The organism is Aquicoccus porphyridii (assembly GCF_008369105.1).
In the GTDB taxonomy this organism is placed as follows: Bacteria; Pseudomonadota; Alphaproteobacteria; order Rhodobacterales; family Rhodobacteraceae; genus Aquicoccus; species Aquicoccus porphyridii.
In genome coordinates, this window is sequence record NZ_VINQ01000033.1 from 1 (window position 1) to 16,228 (window position 16,228).

Here is a 16,228-nt window from a genome sequence, read left to right on the forward strand (position 1 = left end):
GCGCCGCGGACAGGTTCCGATGTATGACTCCGAAGGCGAGCGCATATGCATCATAGATCCCGCGCTGCTCCGGCGTCAGCGCATGTTCCAGCATCTCGTATTCGACGCCGTCATAGGACAGCGAGCGCGCCGTGTAGAGGCCAAGCGATCGCAGATCGCGGGCCAGGACCTCCATCGCGGCAACGCCGCCAGCTTCGATAGCTTGCACAAATTCCGCCCGCGTCGAAAACGGAAAGTCTTCGCCCCCCCAAAGCCCAAGCCGCTGCGCATAGGCGAGGTTATGGACCGAGGTCGCCCCCGTGGCCGAAACATAGACCACGCGGGCATTCGGAAGTTTGTGCTGCAGGCGCAGACCCGCCCTGCCCTGCTGCGAGGCCGTGACATCGCCGCGCTCACCCTTGCTTCCTGCGGCATTCGCCATGGCATGGCTTTCGTCAAACAGGATCACCCCGTCAAAATCCGCCCCAAGCCAGTCGACGATCTGATCGACGCGGGATTTCCTGGCGCCGCGTTCTTCCGAGCGCAGCGTGGCATAGGTGGTGAAGAGGATGCCTTCGGTCAGCGGGATGTCTTTGCCTTGCGCGAAGCGCGACAGCGGCGTCACCAGCAAGCGTTCCTGTCCGAGTGCGGACCAGTCGCGCTGCGCATCCTCCAGCAGCTTGTCGCTTTTGGAGATCCAGAGCGCTTTGCGCCGACCCTGCGCCCAGTTGTCGAGCAGGATGCCGGCGGACTGGCGGCCCTTGCCCGCGCCCGTGCCATCGCCGAGGAAGAACCCGCGGCGGAAACGGATGGCGTCAGCGGCATCGTCCGGAGCGGCCGAGACCATATCGCCGGTTTCATCGACAGTCCAAGACCCCGCGAGATACGCGCCATGCGCCTCGCCCGCGTAGATCACGGTCTCGAGTTGCGCCTCGGAGAGCAAACCATCGCGCAGGACGGCCGTTGGCAGCTTGGGGCGATAGCTGGGTTTCGGGGGGGCAACCGAGGCCATGGCAGCGGATTGCACCAGCTTCGTCGGATGCGGAGCTGCGCCGGGGATGTCGATCGCCTGCAGGCGGAAGGTCTCATAAATGGCATCTGACAGGCGCGCGCTGGCCCCGTCCTCGGTTGCATCGCGCAGGGTATAGGCGAGGTCTGCGGCCTCGATCTGCGGAGCGGTGTTGGTGGCGGGTGTTGCTGGCGTGGCGCGCGATGTGCTGATGGCTGCGCGCGTGGTGCGGGCAGGATTTCCCGGGCAGGGGGAAGAGGGGCCCTGCCCTGCTGGTGCGACCTGCGCCAGCACAAGGCGCGGGGGGACATGGGCGGTGATCAGCGACAGCAGGCTGGCGACATCAGGCGAAATCGGGCGCGCCAGATCGGCTGTGATGCCGCCCGCCTCGCCACCGAGGCATTTGTCGAAGACCGAAATCCGCGTCTCGAAGCTGGTGCCGTGCTTGGCGAAGGCCGCACCCGACACAGCACCCGTAAAGACCAGATGCGCGGTCTGGGTCAGGCGACCGAAGGTCTCAGCCCAGGCGGGCGCATCGGGCGCGAAACTGGCACCGGTGATGGCGACCAACCGTCCGCCGGGGACCAGACGCGCAAGCGCCGAGCGCAGATGCCGGGCTGTCGCCTCGGTGGTGCGAGCGTCGACATTGGCCACCGCCGAGAAGGGCGGGTTCATCAGGATGACGCTCGGGCGCAGGTCCGCGTCGAGATGATCGTCGATCTGGGCTGCGTCGAAGCCCGTGACCGGAAGCCCCGGAAACAGGCGGCGCAGAAGATCGGCGCGGGTGTCGGCCAACTCGTTCAGCGCGAGGCTGCCGCCCGCGATTTCCGCGAGGATGGCCAGAAGGCCTGTTCCCGCCGATGGCTCCAGCACCAGATCGCGCGCGGTGATCTGTGCCGCAGCCAGCGCCGCCAGCCCCATGGGCAGCGGTGTCGAGAATTGCTGGAACCGCTCCATCTCTTCAGACCGCCGCGTATGGGTCGGCAAAAGGCCGGACACCTTGGCAAGAATCGGCAGCAGAGCCGCGGGCGAGCCCGCCCGGGCCAGGAGCGCACGGCCGAACTTCCGCAGGAACAGGACCAGCGCTGCCTCGCCCGCTTCATAGGCCAGCTTCCAGTCCCAGGCGCCGGTCGCGTCAGAGCCGCCAAAGACGCGCTCCATCTCAACGCGCAGGCGAAGCGCGTCGATCTGGAAACCCTGCGCCAGATCGGGCTGCAGCGCTTCGGCCACGCTCAAGATCGCAGCAGCCGTATCGAGGGACGGGATGGGGGCAACAGGCGCAAGCGCGCGCTCGGTCGCAAAATGGGCGAGATGGGTCATCGGGAAACTCCGGAATGAGGAACAGGATCAGGCCCAGACACCCTCTTTCGGGCACCCTCAGGCCTGACCTTCCCCGGCCATCCTCTTCCTCTCAAACCCCATGATTTCCGCAGGTGGCTTGATTTTGTTCCTGTTATGTTCTATTTTGAAACCAAGCTAAGAAGGGAGATCCCCGATGGAAAGCACCACTTACGTCCTGCCCGCGACGCCAAAGCAGATCGCCTATGCGCGCGCTCTGGCCCTGCGCAACCAGACGCTTCTGCCGTGGGAGGTTCAGCAAGATCGGCGGTCGCTGAGCGCCTGGATCGACGCACAAGCCAAGCTCACACCTGCGACAGCGCTGGACAGCCTGCCCTCGTCCAAACAGGTCGCCTTCGCCGAGCGTCTCGCTCGGATCAAACGCCGCGCCGTGCCGGATGAGTGTTTCCGCGACAAGGGGCTGATGTCGAAGTGGATCGACGGGAACAAGTGAGCACGGCACCGGCTAGCTCCGGCCTTCCGGAGCTTCTGCCATACCGTGGCTTGGCAAACCGAGCGTAGTTGCCAACCTATAGATTGGCAGATTTGCCCTTTGGGACATCAGCCTCGGTCAAGCTCCTGTCCGAAGGACCAAGGTCTGGTCGCGGCGGCAGACCGGGACGTACACCGCTGAGACCTTCGGCAACCGCTGCAAGTCGTTGCCGTCTTTTGACCCAGCGTCTTCAGATCTCCCTTCACGTGGGGCTAGTCCATCAATTCTTTGGAAATGGTGATATTGGAGCGTCCATAACGCTGGAAAAGCAACCTCATCGAAGAAAACTATAGTGGTCTCTTGGGGCAGAGACGTCGCCTTCCTCAGCGCGTCTATAGGAAGCCCAGAAGACCGGCGGACTCAGTCCAAAGCCTCAAAGAACAACTGATGGTCACACGGCTTCAAATGCGTGACGTCCGGCCTGTTGCCGTTTGCCGGTTTCATGTCTTCGCCCCTCCCAAAAAAAGCGCATGCGCCATTACTCGTCAGCCGACGGCAGTAAGCGAGTAGTGCGGTGTCCCATCCCAAACAAGATCCCAAGACGCGCCCGGCCGGACGTTCTGGATGGCGTGGGGCTCGAAGCAGACGAGGCAATTCCCGCCCGGCGCGGGAGCCCGAACTGAGGGGTAGATCAGGCCCCGCGATCCAGCCCGGCGAAGATGTTGGGCCAGGCTTTGGCCCTCGGGATATCCGACAGCCGGATCGGGATGCAGCGCTGGGTGTTCCGGCTCATCGGTCAGATCATCGAAGATCCCGATGAAATCCGCCAACAATTCCACATAGCGAGCGCTGTCATGGAAGCTGCCGGTAAAGCCGAGTTCACGGGTGCGGTGCCAGGCCACTTCGCTGACAGAAACCATCACCTCCCACGCGCAATACCAGGCGCCGCGCTCCTCGGTGTTGAAGCGGTTTCCGCCGGCGCGGGTATAGGTGAAGGCGGCGTTGACATGACTGTCGCCGTAGATGCGCAGATCTCGGCTGCGGCGCTGCCAGGCCAGCTCGCGCGGGTCCAGATGCGGGTTGCGGCCACGTTCCGCCAGAAGACGGCCGCTGGTCATGCCCTCGATCTCCGCCAGAATCTCCATCTCGTCATCGGTATCGACGAGACCCCGCAAGGACGGTGGTTTGTGGTAAGTGGCGGGCAGCAGACGAACGAGACCGCGATCGGAAATCTCGGTCTGCTTCATGCCCCACCACGCAGCGCATCCAGATAGGTCCGAACCGCGAGAATTTGCGGCAAGCCGCCGTCGATCGCCGTGTCAACCGGACGGCTGCCCCCAAAGAGCGGCCCCGTGTTCGGCCGGGTGAACCAGCTTCGCGCGAGCGGCTCGGAGAAATAGAGTTCGAGCGATTTGTAGATGCCGATCACCGCACTGAGCCGCAGCAGTTGATCCTTGGTCAGTTCCCCCGCGAAATCCGGCTTCTTGGCACGCTTCCACGTGCTCACCGTCATATCGGCAAGGCCAGCCGCTTCGTTCAGGTTAAGGCCCCAAGCATCGACCACGCGCGCATAGGCCTTCAACGCGACGGCGTTGATCTGTGCGGGTTCTCGGATTTTCTCTGCGACGTACATGGCGTCCTCCATTGGGCTGAATATAGATCATATGGCCTCATTGTAAAGATCAAATGAACTGCCCGCGCTCTCACCCGAACCGCCGCCCTCCTTCCGTGAAGGTGTACTCGTTCACGATGATCCCCTCCTCGATGGCCTCATCCGAGGTGAGGTGGTCGTATTCGGCCTCAAGCTGGCGGTAGAGCCAGCGGGCCAGATCGCGGAGCACGTCGGTCACGATCTCCTCGGCGTCCTCGGTCGGCGGCTGCCAGGTCGGGCTGTCGCGGGTGACGTCCACCGACATGGTGTATTCGTGGCAATAGCGCCCGCGGTGGCTGACCTCGGCAGCGAGCTGGTAGAAGTTACGCCGCTGGATGGCCTGCAGCCGGTCGGCGATGCCATGTAGCGTCGCGTCGGTCGGGGCGTAGTCCCGGATGCGCGCAGCGACGCCATTCGCGTGACCAAAGTACCCTTCGAACGACGCTCCGTCACCCTGGCTCCAGAAACCTGAAAACCAGATGCAGGGTTTGGCCCGCGTCTCGCCGCCCATCAGCCGCACAGGCGTGGTTTTGAGCCGGACGCCGAGAATATCGCAGATGCGCTCGAAATCCTCGTAGACCGCGTCCCACCAATCGTCGTGAGGCCCAAGCTCGCGATACCAGCTGCGCGCCTTGTCCTTGGCCGCCTCCGAGAGTTCGGGGAACTGGTAGACGGTGGTGCATATGATTTCAGGCATCCACGTCCTCCCCGTTCAATGCAACGGCCAGCCACTCCTGGCTGCTCGTCCAGCCGATGGATTTGCGGGCACCGAGATCGATTACATGCGCGCCACCTCCGAAAGCGTCGAGGCGCGGGCGGGAACAGGTCAGACCGTACTGAAACCCCCAGAGGCCGGTGAGGTCGAGGTCTTCGGCCAGGCGCAGCACGAAGCGGATAACCGCCTCGACATCGCCGTGCTCGTCGTCATGGATCCAGAGGGTGCTGCCTTCGGGCGCGTCCTGATGCACGAGGGTGAAACCCGAGACCTCCGGATCATCGGCGTCCTGATCCGCAGCGCGCAGGTCATGAAACAGCGCGAGCGCGCGGGCAGCTTTGTCGGGGGTGCCAACGTCGAGCAGGCACGAGAAATGGGTGAAGTAATCCGCCATGGGGACCTCCTGAATGGGGAAGACCCGGCCAAATGGCCGGGCGCTATGTGGGGATGAGGGGGTGGTCGGGAGCGATCAGCTGGCAGGATCGTCGCCCGCCGCCTGTCGCACGGCATGCGCACAAAGCATCTGCAGGTAGAAGCGCTTGCGCGCCGTCCGGAAGCTGCGCACGGCGCGCGTGTCGGGGTGCAGCGCCCGGACCGCCGCGCGCAGAACTGTCTGGGGCGACGCCGTCGGCGGCAGACCGAGGCGCAAGTATGCGGGATCAGTCATATCAGCTGACCTCGACCACGGGCGAGGCGAGATGCGGATCGACCAGCGCCTCGATCCGCTCGGACCGGCCCATCCATGGTTCTGGCCGGATGGCCTTCACCCAGTCGGCGAAGCTCGGGATGAAGCCGAGGTCTTCCTTTACGTGCTGTTCGCCGACCCAGCGAGTCGGGATGATGCGCCCGGTCGAGAGCGTGAGGGTCTGCCCAAAGATCGTCTCCGCCATGAAGATGCCCTCGGCATGGTGGCGCAAGGCACGGTGCCGAAAGTCCGCAGTGATCTCCTTGCTCTGGTCGAACCATGTATGCACCGCGATGAAATCGTCGACCGTACCGCCCCATTTCTTCACCGAGGAGAGGGCGTGGTGATAAGGATGTGCCATACCCGCCCCCTCAGAAATCATGGGTATGGAGTTCGGACGAGGTGAAGCGCTCGTTGAACTCGAGATGGATGCAGCGGGCCGCAGCGTCGAAGCAGAACTCGCCGTAAGCGCCGTCGTTGTTTTCCCAACCGCCATGGGTGTCGGAGAGGAAGTCGTAGGTGAGCTGCTCGACGACATCCTCCAGCGAGAGCTGCCGCATCTCGACCTCGGGATCATCCCACGTCAGCGCGGCATAGGGGATTTCGGTCGCGGGGAAGTCGACGGCGGTCTCGCCCGCCCAGGCGCCAATGCTTTCGATCTGGCCGCTGTCACCGGCGCCGTCGAAGGTCACTGTGACATGGGTGATGCCGGCAGCCATGAGGCCATCGAACAGGCGGTCTTTGTTGCCCGGGCGCAGGGCGAGGGTCCGGGCGGTGCGTTCGGCATGCGCGGCAAGGATCGCCCCGAAATCGACGGTGGAAGGCCGCAGCGGGGCGGCCAGAGTGGGTTCAGTCTGGGTCATGGATATCTCCGTTCGGTGATGACAGGTCAGACCCCCCGGGTGGCGCACTCTTCTGCCCCCCGAAGGCTCAAACCCTTCCCATCCCTCCTCTGTCTCTCGGGCGTCACGCCGCGTTCTGCAGCGCGCGGGCGGCAAAAGCGCGCCAGAGCGGGTCGACAAGGCGGGCATCCAGCAGATCGGCACGGTGACGCAGCCGCTGCACCAACTCAGGCTCGTGCCAGTCAGTGGCGCGGCCAGCCTGGGCGCGCAGCTGAACCGCCTCGGTCACGACGGCCCGCGCCTCAAGAGCATTGGCGACAGGCTGGCACCAAGCCACAGCGCCATGACTGGCGGCCCCGGCAAGAACCAGGCGCTGGTCGCAATCAAGGATTGCCAGAAGCTGCGGCGCTGCATCGGAGCCGTTGTCCTCGGCAAGCTCAAACGCCCCCTGCATGGCATCAGCCAAGGTCGCAAAACGCTCAACGACCACGGGGGCAGCGGTGCCCGACATCAGGGCTGCAGGCGTCCTGTGCATCCGCGTCAGCGCGAAAGACAGGCTGGGATCAGGAGCGACAGTCGGGCCATTTGGAACGGGGCCCATCGGACGCGGGCCCGACTGGTTCGGCAGGGGAAGGTCAAACATGGCAATGTCTCCAACGGAGCGGGAAGCCACTCTCCCCGCCTCATCCGTCAAAGACCAAACCGCCGCCCTCTTACTCAAAGGGGCGACGGCAGGTCTGCTGGCACCATCAGAGCTTGCCGAGGGCCCGCAGGCTCAGCTCCGTTCCGGCACCCACGATGATGTGGTCATGCAGCGTCAGGCCGAGATACTTGCAGCCCTTCTGGATCTCCTTGGTCATGCTGAGATCAGCCTCGGACGGCGTGGGATCACCCGACGGGTGGTTGTGGATCAGGATCAGGGCGCTGGCGTTCAGCATCAGCGCCCGCTTGATCACCTCGCGCGGATAGACCGGGACATGATCGACCGTGCCGGTCGACAAAAGCTCATCGGCGATGATGCGGTTCTTGCGGTCGAGATAGAGGACATGGAATCGCTCGATGGGGCCTCGGACGGTGAGCGCGCAATAGTCCATCAGCGCCTGCCAACTGCCGATGACCGGGTTCTGGCTGAGGTAGCGGCCGAGGATGTCACGAGCCTCGAGGACGATAGTTTCTTCTTGGGGAGTCATGGGTGTCTCGCTGAAATCCGCACACCGACGCCCCCTGCCCTTTCGGGGCAAAGCCAACGGCGTGCATGTTGAGAAAAAGGTTACAGCGACCGCCTCGGTGTCGGGCGATCGCTGCTTGAGCGCTCTATCAGCCGACCCGGTCGAGCAGCTTCTTGGCGCGCCCTTCCATGTCGAGGCGCGCATCCTGCTGTGTCTTGTCGCGCGCGAGCCGCGTGATGCCCTGCACGAAGTCGAAGATGCTCTCGGGCGGGCGGCCTTCTTCCATCAGCACTTTCTCGATGATCTTGCCGGACTCCGCCTTCGAGAAGCCCCGCTTGCGCAGGAAATCCGCGCGGTCCTCGTCGCTGCGCGCCACGATCTGCTGCCGCGCGGCCTTGATGCCGTTCACGAACCCCTGCGGCGAGGAATTGGCGAACCGCGTCAGCGCCGGGGCCGCCTCATGGGCAAAGCGCGAGGCCGCGTATTTCGAATGCCGGATGCGGATCTCCTGAAAATCTTCGACACCCCATAGGTTCCGGTTCTGGCACACCGCCCGCAGGTAGAAGCTCGCCATGCCGAGGGTTTTCGCGCCCACCTCGGAGTTCCAGCAGTAGAACCCCCGGAAGTAGAGATCGGGGGAACCGTCGGGCAGCTTGCCCGCCTCGATCGGGTTGCGATCATCGACCAGGAACAGGAAGACATCGCGGTCCGACGCATAGAGCGTGGTCGTGTCGCGGCTGATTTCGACATCGGGGTTATAGACCCCGGTCGACCAGTCGAGCACGCCCGGCACCTTCCAGCGCGTGTCGCCCGTTCCATTGCCCGCGATGCGCTGCACCGCCTCGACCAGTTCGAAATCGTGGATGCGGCCGTAGTCGGGGCCGGTCACGGCGCGCAACTCCGTGCGGCCATCTTCCGTCTCGAAGGTTTTGACCTGCTCGGCGCGGTGATTGGTCAGCCCGTATTGCAGGTTGATGCCCCCCAGCGGCGCGGGCAGCTGGCGCAGGTACGACGCCGGAGCGCCGACGATGCTGGCAAGCTGGCCGAAAGCCCAGTGCGTGGGCGCGACCGGCTCATGCGCTTTCGGCAGCATCAGGTGCAACCGCTCGGGGTTATCGCGCGCGGCCTCGACCCGGATGTCCGCCGTCTGGACCACACGGCTGCGGCTGCGTTCCGACCGGCCTTTCACATTAGCCCAGAGATCATCGAGCGACAGGTACCGCTCGTCATCGGGCCGGTTGAACCATTCGGACGACACCCGCCCGTTCCGCTCACCCCGGCTCACGTCCACCTTCCAGCCACCAGCCCTCGCCGGTGCGACCGGATCCAGAACTTCTACAACGCCCATCGGCTATCTCCCGCAACGGGCGCCGGAAGCCACTCTCCCAGCCCTCAACCCGTCACCGGGAAACCGGCACGTCTCTCACTCTTCAAAGCCCGGCGCCGACGAGTTAACTTCCGCAACGATGTGAATGCACGATCAGTAAAACGCAATCTGGTCCAATAAGAGGAAGAGCAAGTCTACTTGATCTTCTTAAGTTCCTGGATCTCACGGAGCGCGGCGCGTTCAAACCGCTTGATCTGCTGAGTGATCTTTTCGTCACCACCGAATGCGGAGGCGCTGCGCCGTCCATAGGAAGAAAAATTTCGCACGATCCGAACACCTTCGTCGTCACGCACCTTCAGGTGGGCGAACCGGCGATACAGGCGCTTGGTGTGTGCCTTAGTCGATTTTCCAGATGCGATATTTCGCTCGGCGATCTTGCGGGTCCGACGCATCGCCCTTTTCATCTTGCGCCATTGCCGAGCGAGGGAGCTTTCGCGAATTGCAGGCCCCGCCTCGTGGAGCGCGAAGCCAAGGTACTGGGCCGCTTTCCCCGCCACGGCGCCCGTGCCCGTAAACTCGGTCCTTTCAGTCTTGTGCGGAGAGATATCCAGCTTCTCTGCCTTGATGAGATCCATGATCTCTGCTTCGGCTGCTGCGGCGTGAGCAGGGTCGCAGATCACCAAGATGTCGTCCGAATAGCGGCGATACAGCGCACCGATGCTGTCGCAAAAAGCGCGTGCAGCCTCGTCGAAGTCAATCATGTATAGGTTCGACGCTGCTGCGCTGATGGGGGTGCCCTGAGGGATGCCTCGCCGATGCCCCTTTGCCAGTTCGGGGTTCGGGTGGAACTTGATGCCATTTGCCTTGAGCTCTTCGACGCTGGCGATCCGGTCCCGGCCATTCTCCTTGAGCCGGGAGGAGAACGTGGCGTTCGCCTTGAGTTCTTCCATATCGACGTAGTGGAAGGCGGTGATCGCCCGAAATACGCGCATCCAGTGTTCGGGAAGTGACGTTACGCCCAGCACTGCCTTTAGGCGGCGCTTCAGGAGCGTGTGGTCAAGATTGTCGAAGAAGCTGCTGACGTCGAACGCCAAGATCGTGACGGGAGCATGGGTCTTGGCAAACGCAAGCACTTCCGCCGAGAAATCGTAGTTGCCGCGACCGAGGGCACGATAGGCGAGAACGCTATCGGACAGACCTGCGGCGTCATAATGGGCATCCAGAAATTTGTTCATTTCGCTGGCGTAGAACGAAAGTATGCAGGCGTCCCGGTGCGATGCATACTTGATCGGGCGGTCCTTCGAGGTGATCGTCCGTTTCCCGGTCTTCGGGCATTTCTTGTAGCGTTTCTCGGACTTCGTGTAGTGAAGCAGCGGGACAAACGAGTGCTGAATCACGAAGTTCGGGTCCATTACCTTCCTAGCGAACTTCTCGCCAACGGGCAGATCGAAATGGCGGTAGCCTCTGGACTTAAACCAATCGAGCGGCATTCAGCCTCCTTATCGCAGAGTTCGGAGGACTGGCCCTGACCCTGGGCTCCGGTTTTTAGGCCGGGCGTCCCCCGAACGCACGCCACCTTCTGTCAGCGTATACGTTCAGCGTCTCACTTCCGAACGCCTCGCAGACACGGGTCTCGAAACGCGAGGTGGTATAATGTAACCGTGGAGGTCCGAGCTATGCTCAGTGTCTCATTCCGTCTGGCTCTGGTCGCAGAGATGCTGTTCGGCATCGTGCTGCCAGGTCACCATAAAGAGGTTGACAAGTTCAACGGCCAAACCCGTGAGCCATTTCCCGCGGGCAGTCACTATTTGGTGAGCGAGTTTCGGCAATTCAAGGTTGCCAAAAGACAATTTAGCCAACCCCGTTGATGCCGAGAGTACGAGAAACCGGCGGGTTGCCCCGCCGGGCCCGAGGGGAGACTCCGTTCCTCAGAACGGGATCTCGTCGTCGCGGTCGACCAGCTCGGGATTTTCGTTCTCGGCTGACTTCGGGCGGCTCAGGAAGTCGACCTTCTCGGCGATGATCTCGCAGCCGTAGCGGTCGTTGCCCATGCTGTCGATCCACTTGCTGTAGTGGATGCGGCCGTGGACGAGGACCTTCATGCCCTTTTCGCAATGCTCGGCGACGGTCTTGCCGAGACCGTTGAAGCAGGTGATGCGGTGCCATTCGGTGTCCATGACACGGTAGCCGTTCTCGTCGCGAAGGACGCGACCTTCCGAGAGGCGGGGGCGCGAGGTGGCGAGGCTGAAGTTGATGATGTTGGTGCCGCCCTGGGTGGTGCGGGCTTCGGGTTTTTGGCCGATGTTGCCGGCGAGGATGACGATGTTTTGCATGATTAGCTCCTGTGTTTCCTGTCTTCGGGACCGTCCCTTCGACAAGACCCGGAAAAAGCCCGTCGGGTGACGCGTGCACGGTGGACGGAACGGACGCCGGAAACCCCCAAAGGACCGGGGTGGAGCGGGCAGGACGCCATAGGCGGCCAACACGGCCCGGGCTGACGCGGGGTTGCGCGCAGGAGGCCGAACGGGATTAGGGGATTGTCAGTCGAAGGGATGGACCAGAAGACAGAGATACGCGGGGAGCCCATGTCAGACCCTGTCACCCTGCCAATCGGGACTGCCTGAACCCAAGCCCAGCACCCGTAACTGGCGGCAAAGACTGCAGATCAACCAACCATCGTCACCTGCCCCCCTGCCTACGGGAGTTGCGGTGCCTTGCCGCGACGGGCTATCGATACCGGAACATTCAGGATACGGACCGCATCAATGGCTGATTACGATCTCGAGGCACTGTCGCTCGGCGAGCTGAAGAAAATGCAGAGGGACGTCGCCAGGGCGATCTCCAGCTATGAGGATCGGCAGAAGGCGGAAGCCCGCGCCAAGGTGGAAGCTCTCGCCCGGGAGTTGGGCTACTCTCTGGCCGAACTTGTCGGCACCGAGACTAAATCCTCCCGTACGCCTGCAGCGGCGAAGTACCGGCACCCTGAGAACCCGGCGCTCACCTGGTCCGGTCGCGGGCGGAAACCGCTGTGGTTCGTGGAGGAGCTGGAGGAAGGGAAGACCGCAAGCGACCTAGCGATAAGTTGAGTCTATAGGCGACGCGAGCCGCCCGCTGTTTCCATTTGCTCGGTGTGAAAAGTGCTGCGTTGCATCAAATCGAGGTTGGCATCCGTGACTTAACGCACAAATGTGCGATATATTAACGAAAGACTGGCCACCTCATACTCAGCCACTGATTGGGGTGTCGCTGCTTCCGGCAAAAATAACGCAACATTCATCCCTTCACTCAGTGAGCTGCTGTATGCCACACCATCAAACCCGCACTTCTTGATGAACTCGCATAAAAATTGGCTGGGAATGTAGTTGATTGCAGCGCTATCAGGAACGACTGGGGTGGCCAGTTCTTTGCCGAGTATCTCTAGAAAGTCGATGTCTCCACGCAGAAGAGCGATGCTGCCTTCATCCTCTTCCAGAAACGGCGAAACGAGGGTTCTAGGAGCCCGCAGATCAACAATTTTCAAACCAGCTTCGATTACAAACTCGGCAACGCTTACGATCTCGCCTGGCTGTGCGCGCACCTCACAGATCGCTGTCTCGACTGTCGATCCTAGATACAGGTACGGGATCCCTGTCGGATTAGCGCGACCTGAAGTCGCAAGCATTGCCGGAGGCGCTCCCATTTTGTCAATGGGTATTGGCTGTCCGTCTTTCTCTATCCTTGCTCGATACCAAACTTCAGGTTTCTCACAATCGCGCAGAATTAGGTTCGAGAGATGAACCCCCAAGCGTTCAGTGTCGATCACGCTGTCTGGAAAGTAGCGATTGACGTACTTGAGTTCGTCTGTCAGCGCACGCCATCGTTCTAAGCTGTCGGTGCGACAACTCTCTGACAGGCCGAACTGCCCGCGCACGATCTCACCGTCGTCAAAAACCTCCACCAGCAGGATCTGCGCCTGAGCCTCAGAAACATTGGGATTACTGAACAGTGACCAATCTGCGCTGAGCCACTCAACCAACGACTTCCCTCCCTCGGAGCGCGGATAGATCGTCAACAGCAGTTCAAAATAATCCGCCAACTCGCGAGCTGATAAAAGCGGTTGGTTCTCTGAGCCACACGTCGGACACGTTCCTGTTTGGGATGATCTTTGGGGGATAATCTGATCGCGCAAGCCTGCGTCCCCAAAACACTCTGGGCAGCACAACATCACTGAGCCGGATTATCCTTAAAGTACTTTGCGAAGGTCTCGATATGATGTTTCATCGCGAGCTTCTTCACATAGCCCAGACCCGGATAGTGTCCCTTCTCATGAAGCTCTCTGAACTCAGCAATTGCCGATGTATCGTAGTAACGGTTGTCCGCCGACCCTAGGTGCAAAATCAGCTTCGCAAGCGCTTCAGCAAACTTCCCAGCAGGGTCGGTGGGAGTGTCCTGCCGATCAGACTTAAAATGACGGATGTACATAATATCGTCGTCATCTGTATTTATGTAGGTCAGGTGGATTGCAACTGTGTAAGCAGGTCCTCCAGTTTCTTGATAGTCATCGCCAACCATAAGAAAGTCCGCAAACCCCGTCATCCCCTCCAAACCATAGGTGAGATGCAAGTCTGAAAAAACCTCCACATCAGGATGATCTGCATTCCTTCGCTTCTCGAATCCGTTCCTCAGAAGCACGCGGTGCGGTTGGAATGCAAAATGCTTCTGATACAATTTGCCAGATTTGCCGTCTTCGAAAACGCTACACGCAATACCCGCAACGCCTTGAATTTCTGCTGCTAGAGCCTTCGACTGAGAAAACCCGCTGTGCACCAGTGCAATGTTGTGACCCTGAAAGGTGTTTATGAGCCCGGATGCTTGTTCGAGCGACGTAGCCTCATCCAACAAAACCCCGACGGTGACTTGCTTATCCTCACTGTGCTTGTCTTTGATCAGGTTCACAAGCTCTGCATTGTAGTCCGAGAAATCCCCGATCCGTGGATTTGCAATCACAATTATGCCCGCCCCCTTTTCAAGGGTTACATCGATGGTCTTATTCAAACCATTGAGCTGCGATTTAACTGGCTCCACTATCGGAACAAAGCCACTTGCGCCTAACGTCAGGGCACTCTCTCTGATCGTAATCAGCTCGTATTGCTTACCCCTAAAATAAGGAAAGTAGATCAACTAGCTGCCCACCCTTTTGCCTCTGCCAAAGGCACATTGAGGACCTCAATTAGATTTCCGAATTCAACGTTTGATATTTTGGTGCTTAGGGCAACAGACTGAAGCGAAGCTGGCAATTCTTGAATGAATTGCGCAAGATGCGTGAGCGTTCTAGTTTTCTTGAGCACTTTCACCATGGCGCGATGGACTTCCGCTGACGCGATAGTGCGAAAGACTTCCAGGTAAGCCTGGTACCGTCGGGTATTTGGCACGTCTGGCAGATCATAGCCAAGATCTTTTAGGATAAGGCCCGCCTCCCTCATACTGACAACGTCAAAGATGTTGGCGGCGGATGTACGGTCTGGGATGTTCTGTGCAGCCCGTATCTCGCTGATCTGATATCGGCCAGACAACCTTAGAATACCGACGTCCGAAGGCACCGCATCAAGAACTGAGGCCAGATGGTTCTCACCGACGATCACATTGACAGACGCGAAGACCTTTCGATACTCTTCAATCTGACGCTCCAAGCGCGTTAGACTGTCTCGTTCAGATTTTATTTCGTAGACAGTCCCGGTGCCGTTGAGAATGACCACATCGGCTTTACACCGACCAACACGAAACTCTGTTATCATCGAAGCTGTGTTGAGCGAGTGCGTTCCCAGCAAAACCCTGTGGGTGAGTGCAGCCTTATAGGCATACTCGTGACGAAATTCGGCTTGCCGAAGGTATCCAAACGCGCACTCGAAAGCCTCGCCGATGGTAACGCTCTCAGTAAGTTCGCCGTCAATTCCAGACTCAACAAGCAACCTCGCGAACATTGGCGATTGGCCCGTCTTCGCCAGCTCCTTGATCACAGTTCTAGAAAAGAACCTGCTTACCGCTGATGCACTTATTGCGTTGCAATTATTCATTTTCAGCTTCCTGCCCTCGGCAAACAGTAGCGAAGCTTTCCGAATCTTTAAAGACTCATGTGACGTCTTTCAGAAGAATTTCGACCCAACGTGACCGCCCATCCTAGCCAGAATCGAACGCCCGTCGGGCCCGAGGTGCCCTCATGGTATGACCGCTTTGACTACAAGCGACCTTCCAGAAACCCTCGTGTGTCCGCACGACGATCTGCGTCAGGTGGCAAACCGGCGTTCCTCAGATCGGCATCGCCGATCACTTGGTCGCCGATAGGCCCGGAGGCGCACTTGCGCCGTGCCCGGGTCCTCGGGAAGTGAGGCCAAAGCCTCACCCGAAGGGATCGTACTCCGAGACGATCACGACCTCGTCGCCGTCGATTTCATCGGCGGGGACGGCGCCATAGGATCCATCCCCTGCCTGGAAGACGACGATCGAAACCATGAGCGTGGCGGCGAGGGAGGCGGCGAAGGCGTGTGCATCTTTGCGGGACATCTGTTTAGCTCCTGTCTTGGAGGCGGGGGACCATCCCCCGCGCGACAGGACCTCGAAGGCCCGAATACTGGCTGACATCACCGGGTGCGTTCGGCTCGTCCGAATCCACCCGGCGGCACGGGCTTGCCCGTAGTCCGACCCCTCGCGGGTTGATCTCGAAGACAGAATTCGGGGCAAGGAAGGGAATGGCGAGCGGGGGATGGTCCCCCAACGTCAGGAGCCGGTTGTCCCGCTGATGCTTGGAACGCCGCCAGCCTCCCGGGCAGGCTCTTGGTTGAAGACGTCCTTCCTTGGGGATGGATCCTTTGGTGCCCCGCGAACTCAAAGGACAAGGTTGGGATGGTTGAGAGGCCCGCGCTGAGGCGGGCCCCTCGGTTTCAGTTGGGCTCAGGGGGAGTGGACAAAACATGGGGGTCATCTTCGTCGTTGCGGCCCGTGCTAAGGTGAGTTCTTTGCGTGTGGGGCTGCCATGGACGTACGGATTACAATCGAAACTACCTTCGACAACGGGGAGAAGCGCACTCATCAGCTTGACGGCAT

At 60.8% G+C, this 16,228-nt stretch carries 20 protein-coding genes; 3 read left to right on the top strand and 17 right to left on the bottom strand.

Going from position 1 to position 16,228, the window contains the following annotated elements:
- The coding region (locus FLO80_RS21045; RefSeq protein ID WP_188078381.1) for a strawberry notch-like NTP hydrolase domain-containing protein at nucleotides 1–2,308 on the bottom strand (2,308 nt) is incomplete at its 3' end.
- A gap of 175 nt (nucleotides 2,309–2,483) precedes the next feature.
- Between FLO80_RS21045 and FLO80_RS21050 the strand changes: the two genes are divergently transcribed.
- Complete coding sequence (locus tag FLO80_RS21050) at nucleotides 2,484–2,780, top strand: hypothetical protein (protein WP_009827198.1); 297 nt, start codon at nucleotides 2,484–2,486, stop codon at nucleotides 2,778–2,780.
- Between the two features lie 524 nt (nucleotides 2,781–3,304).
- On the opposite strand, the gene FLO80_RS21055 is transcribed toward FLO80_RS21050, so the two are convergent.
- From FLO80_RS21055 to FLO80_RS21105, 11 genes are all read right to left on the bottom strand, one after another.
- Nucleotides 3,305–4,006 carry an RES family NAD+ phosphorylase gene (locus FLO80_RS21055; protein ID WP_111369344.1) on the bottom strand — a complete coding sequence of 234 codons (702 nt, stop codon included), beginning with the start codon at nucleotides 4,004–4,006 and terminating at the stop codon, nucleotides 3,305–3,307.
- On the bottom strand, nucleotides 4,003–4,404 hold the full coding sequence (locus FLO80_RS21060) for an MbcA/ParS/Xre antitoxin family protein (RefSeq protein ID WP_067297291.1): 402 nt from the start codon (nucleotides 4,402–4,404) through the stop codon (nucleotides 4,003–4,005). The genes FLO80_RS21055 and FLO80_RS21060 overlap by 4 nt, the downstream gene beginning before the upstream one ends.
- A 58-nt stretch (nucleotides 4,405–4,462) precedes the next feature.
- On the bottom strand, nucleotides 4,463–5,107 hold the full coding sequence (locus tag FLO80_RS21065; RefSeq protein WP_111369342.1) for a DUF8835 domain-containing pootine: 645 nt from the start codon (nucleotides 5,105–5,107) through the stop codon (nucleotides 4,463–4,465).
- Complete coding sequence (locus FLO80_RS21070; protein ID WP_111369340.1) at nucleotides 5,100–5,519, bottom strand: hypothetical protein; 420 nt, start codon at nucleotides 5,517–5,519, stop codon at nucleotides 5,100–5,102. The genes FLO80_RS21065 and FLO80_RS21070 overlap by 8 nt, the downstream gene beginning before the upstream one ends.
- Nucleotides 5,520–5,594: 75 nt before the next feature.
- The gene (locus FLO80_RS21075) at nucleotides 5,595–5,792 is read right to left on the bottom strand and encodes a hypothetical protein (protein ID WP_111369338.1); all 198 of its coding nucleotides are present in this window, start codon (nucleotides 5,790–5,792) and stop codon (nucleotides 5,595–5,597) included.
- Nucleotide 5,793: 1 nt separating this feature from the next.
- Complete coding sequence (locus FLO80_RS21080; protein ID WP_111369336.1) at nucleotides 5,794–6,171, bottom strand: DUF6915 family protein; 378 nt, start codon at nucleotides 6,169–6,171, stop codon at nucleotides 5,794–5,796.
- A gap of 10 nt (nucleotides 6,172–6,181) precedes the next feature.
- Nucleotides 6,182–6,673 carry a DUF6878 family protein gene (locus FLO80_RS21085; protein ID WP_111369334.1) on the bottom strand — a complete coding sequence of 164 codons (492 nt, stop codon included), beginning with the start codon at nucleotides 6,671–6,673 and terminating at the stop codon, nucleotides 6,182–6,184.
- 103 nt (nucleotides 6,674–6,776) lie between these two features.
- Nucleotides 6,777–7,295: a DNA repair protein RadC gene (locus FLO80_RS21090; RefSeq protein ID WP_111369332.1), complete on the bottom strand. Its 519-nt coding sequence runs from the start codon at nucleotides 7,293–7,295 to the stop codon at nucleotides 6,777–6,779.
- Nucleotides 7,296–7,401: 106 nt separating this feature from the next.
- Complete coding sequence (locus FLO80_RS21095) at nucleotides 7,402–7,842, bottom strand: JAB domain-containing protein (protein ID WP_068242599.1); 441 nt, start codon at nucleotides 7,840–7,842, stop codon at nucleotides 7,402–7,404.
- A gap of 127 nt (nucleotides 7,843–7,969) precedes the next feature.
- The gene (locus FLO80_RS21100; RefSeq protein WP_111369330.1) at nucleotides 7,970–9,169 is read right to left on the bottom strand and encodes a DUF932 domain-containing protein; all 1,200 of its coding nucleotides are present in this window, start codon (nucleotides 9,167–9,169) and stop codon (nucleotides 7,970–7,972) included.
- A 173-nt stretch (nucleotides 9,170–9,342) separates the two neighbouring features.
- A complete protein-coding gene (locus FLO80_RS21105; protein ID WP_111369328.1) occupies nucleotides 9,343–10,638 on the bottom strand; it encodes a reverse transcriptase/maturase family protein in 1,296 nt (431 codons plus the stop codon).
- Nucleotides 10,639–10,863: 225 nt separating this feature from the next.
- Between FLO80_RS21105 and FLO80_RS23060 the strand changes: the two genes are divergently transcribed.
- The gene (locus FLO80_RS23060) at nucleotides 10,864–11,016 is read left to right on the top strand and encodes a hypothetical protein (protein ID WP_223145529.1); all 153 of its coding nucleotides are present in this window, start codon (nucleotides 10,864–10,866) and stop codon (nucleotides 11,014–11,016) included.
- A gap of 60 nt (nucleotides 11,017–11,076) precedes the next feature.
- On the opposite strand, the gene FLO80_RS21110 is transcribed toward FLO80_RS23060, so the two are convergent.
- Nucleotides 11,077–11,481 carry a single-stranded DNA-binding protein gene (locus tag FLO80_RS21110; protein WP_111369326.1) on the bottom strand — a complete coding sequence of 135 codons (405 nt, stop codon included), beginning with the start codon at nucleotides 11,479–11,481 and terminating at the stop codon, nucleotides 11,077–11,079.
- A gap of 432 nt (nucleotides 11,482–11,913) precedes the next feature.
- Between FLO80_RS21110 and FLO80_RS21115 the strand changes: the two genes are divergently transcribed.
- Nucleotides 11,914–12,234 carry an H-NS histone family protein gene (locus FLO80_RS21115; RefSeq protein ID WP_111369324.1) on the top strand — a complete coding sequence of 107 codons (321 nt, stop codon included), beginning with the start codon at nucleotides 11,914–11,916 and terminating at the stop codon, nucleotides 12,232–12,234.
- 89 nt (nucleotides 12,235–12,323) lie between these two features.
- Here the strand turns inward: FLO80_RS21115 and FLO80_RS21120 are convergent, their stop codons facing one another.
- The 4 genes from FLO80_RS21120 to FLO80_RS22950 form a co-directional block, all read right to left on the bottom strand.
- Nucleotides 12,324–13,223, bottom strand: coding sequence for an RES family NAD+ phosphorylase (locus tag FLO80_RS21120; RefSeq protein ID WP_223145530.1), 900 nt, complete (start codon nucleotides 13,221–13,223; stop codon nucleotides 12,324–12,326).
- 128 nt (nucleotides 13,224–13,351) lie between these two features.
- The gene (locus FLO80_RS21125) at nucleotides 13,352–14,308 is read right to left on the bottom strand and encodes a sce7725 family protein (protein ID WP_246156775.1); all 957 of its coding nucleotides are present in this window, start codon (nucleotides 14,306–14,308) and stop codon (nucleotides 13,352–13,354) included.
- Nucleotides 14,305–15,144 (bottom strand): sce7726 family protein, encoded by an 840-nt coding sequence (locus tag FLO80_RS21130; protein WP_246156776.1) that lies wholly within the window; start codon nucleotides 15,142–15,144, stop codon nucleotides 14,305–14,307. The genes FLO80_RS21125 and FLO80_RS21130 overlap by 4 nt, the downstream gene beginning before the upstream one ends.
- Nucleotides 15,145–15,523: 379 nt before the next feature.
- The gene (locus FLO80_RS22950; protein ID WP_188078382.1) at nucleotides 15,524–15,688 is read right to left on the bottom strand and encodes a hypothetical protein; all 165 of its coding nucleotides are present in this window, start codon (nucleotides 15,686–15,688) and stop codon (nucleotides 15,524–15,526) included.
- Between the last annotated feature and the right edge of the window lie 540 nt (nucleotides 15,689–16,228).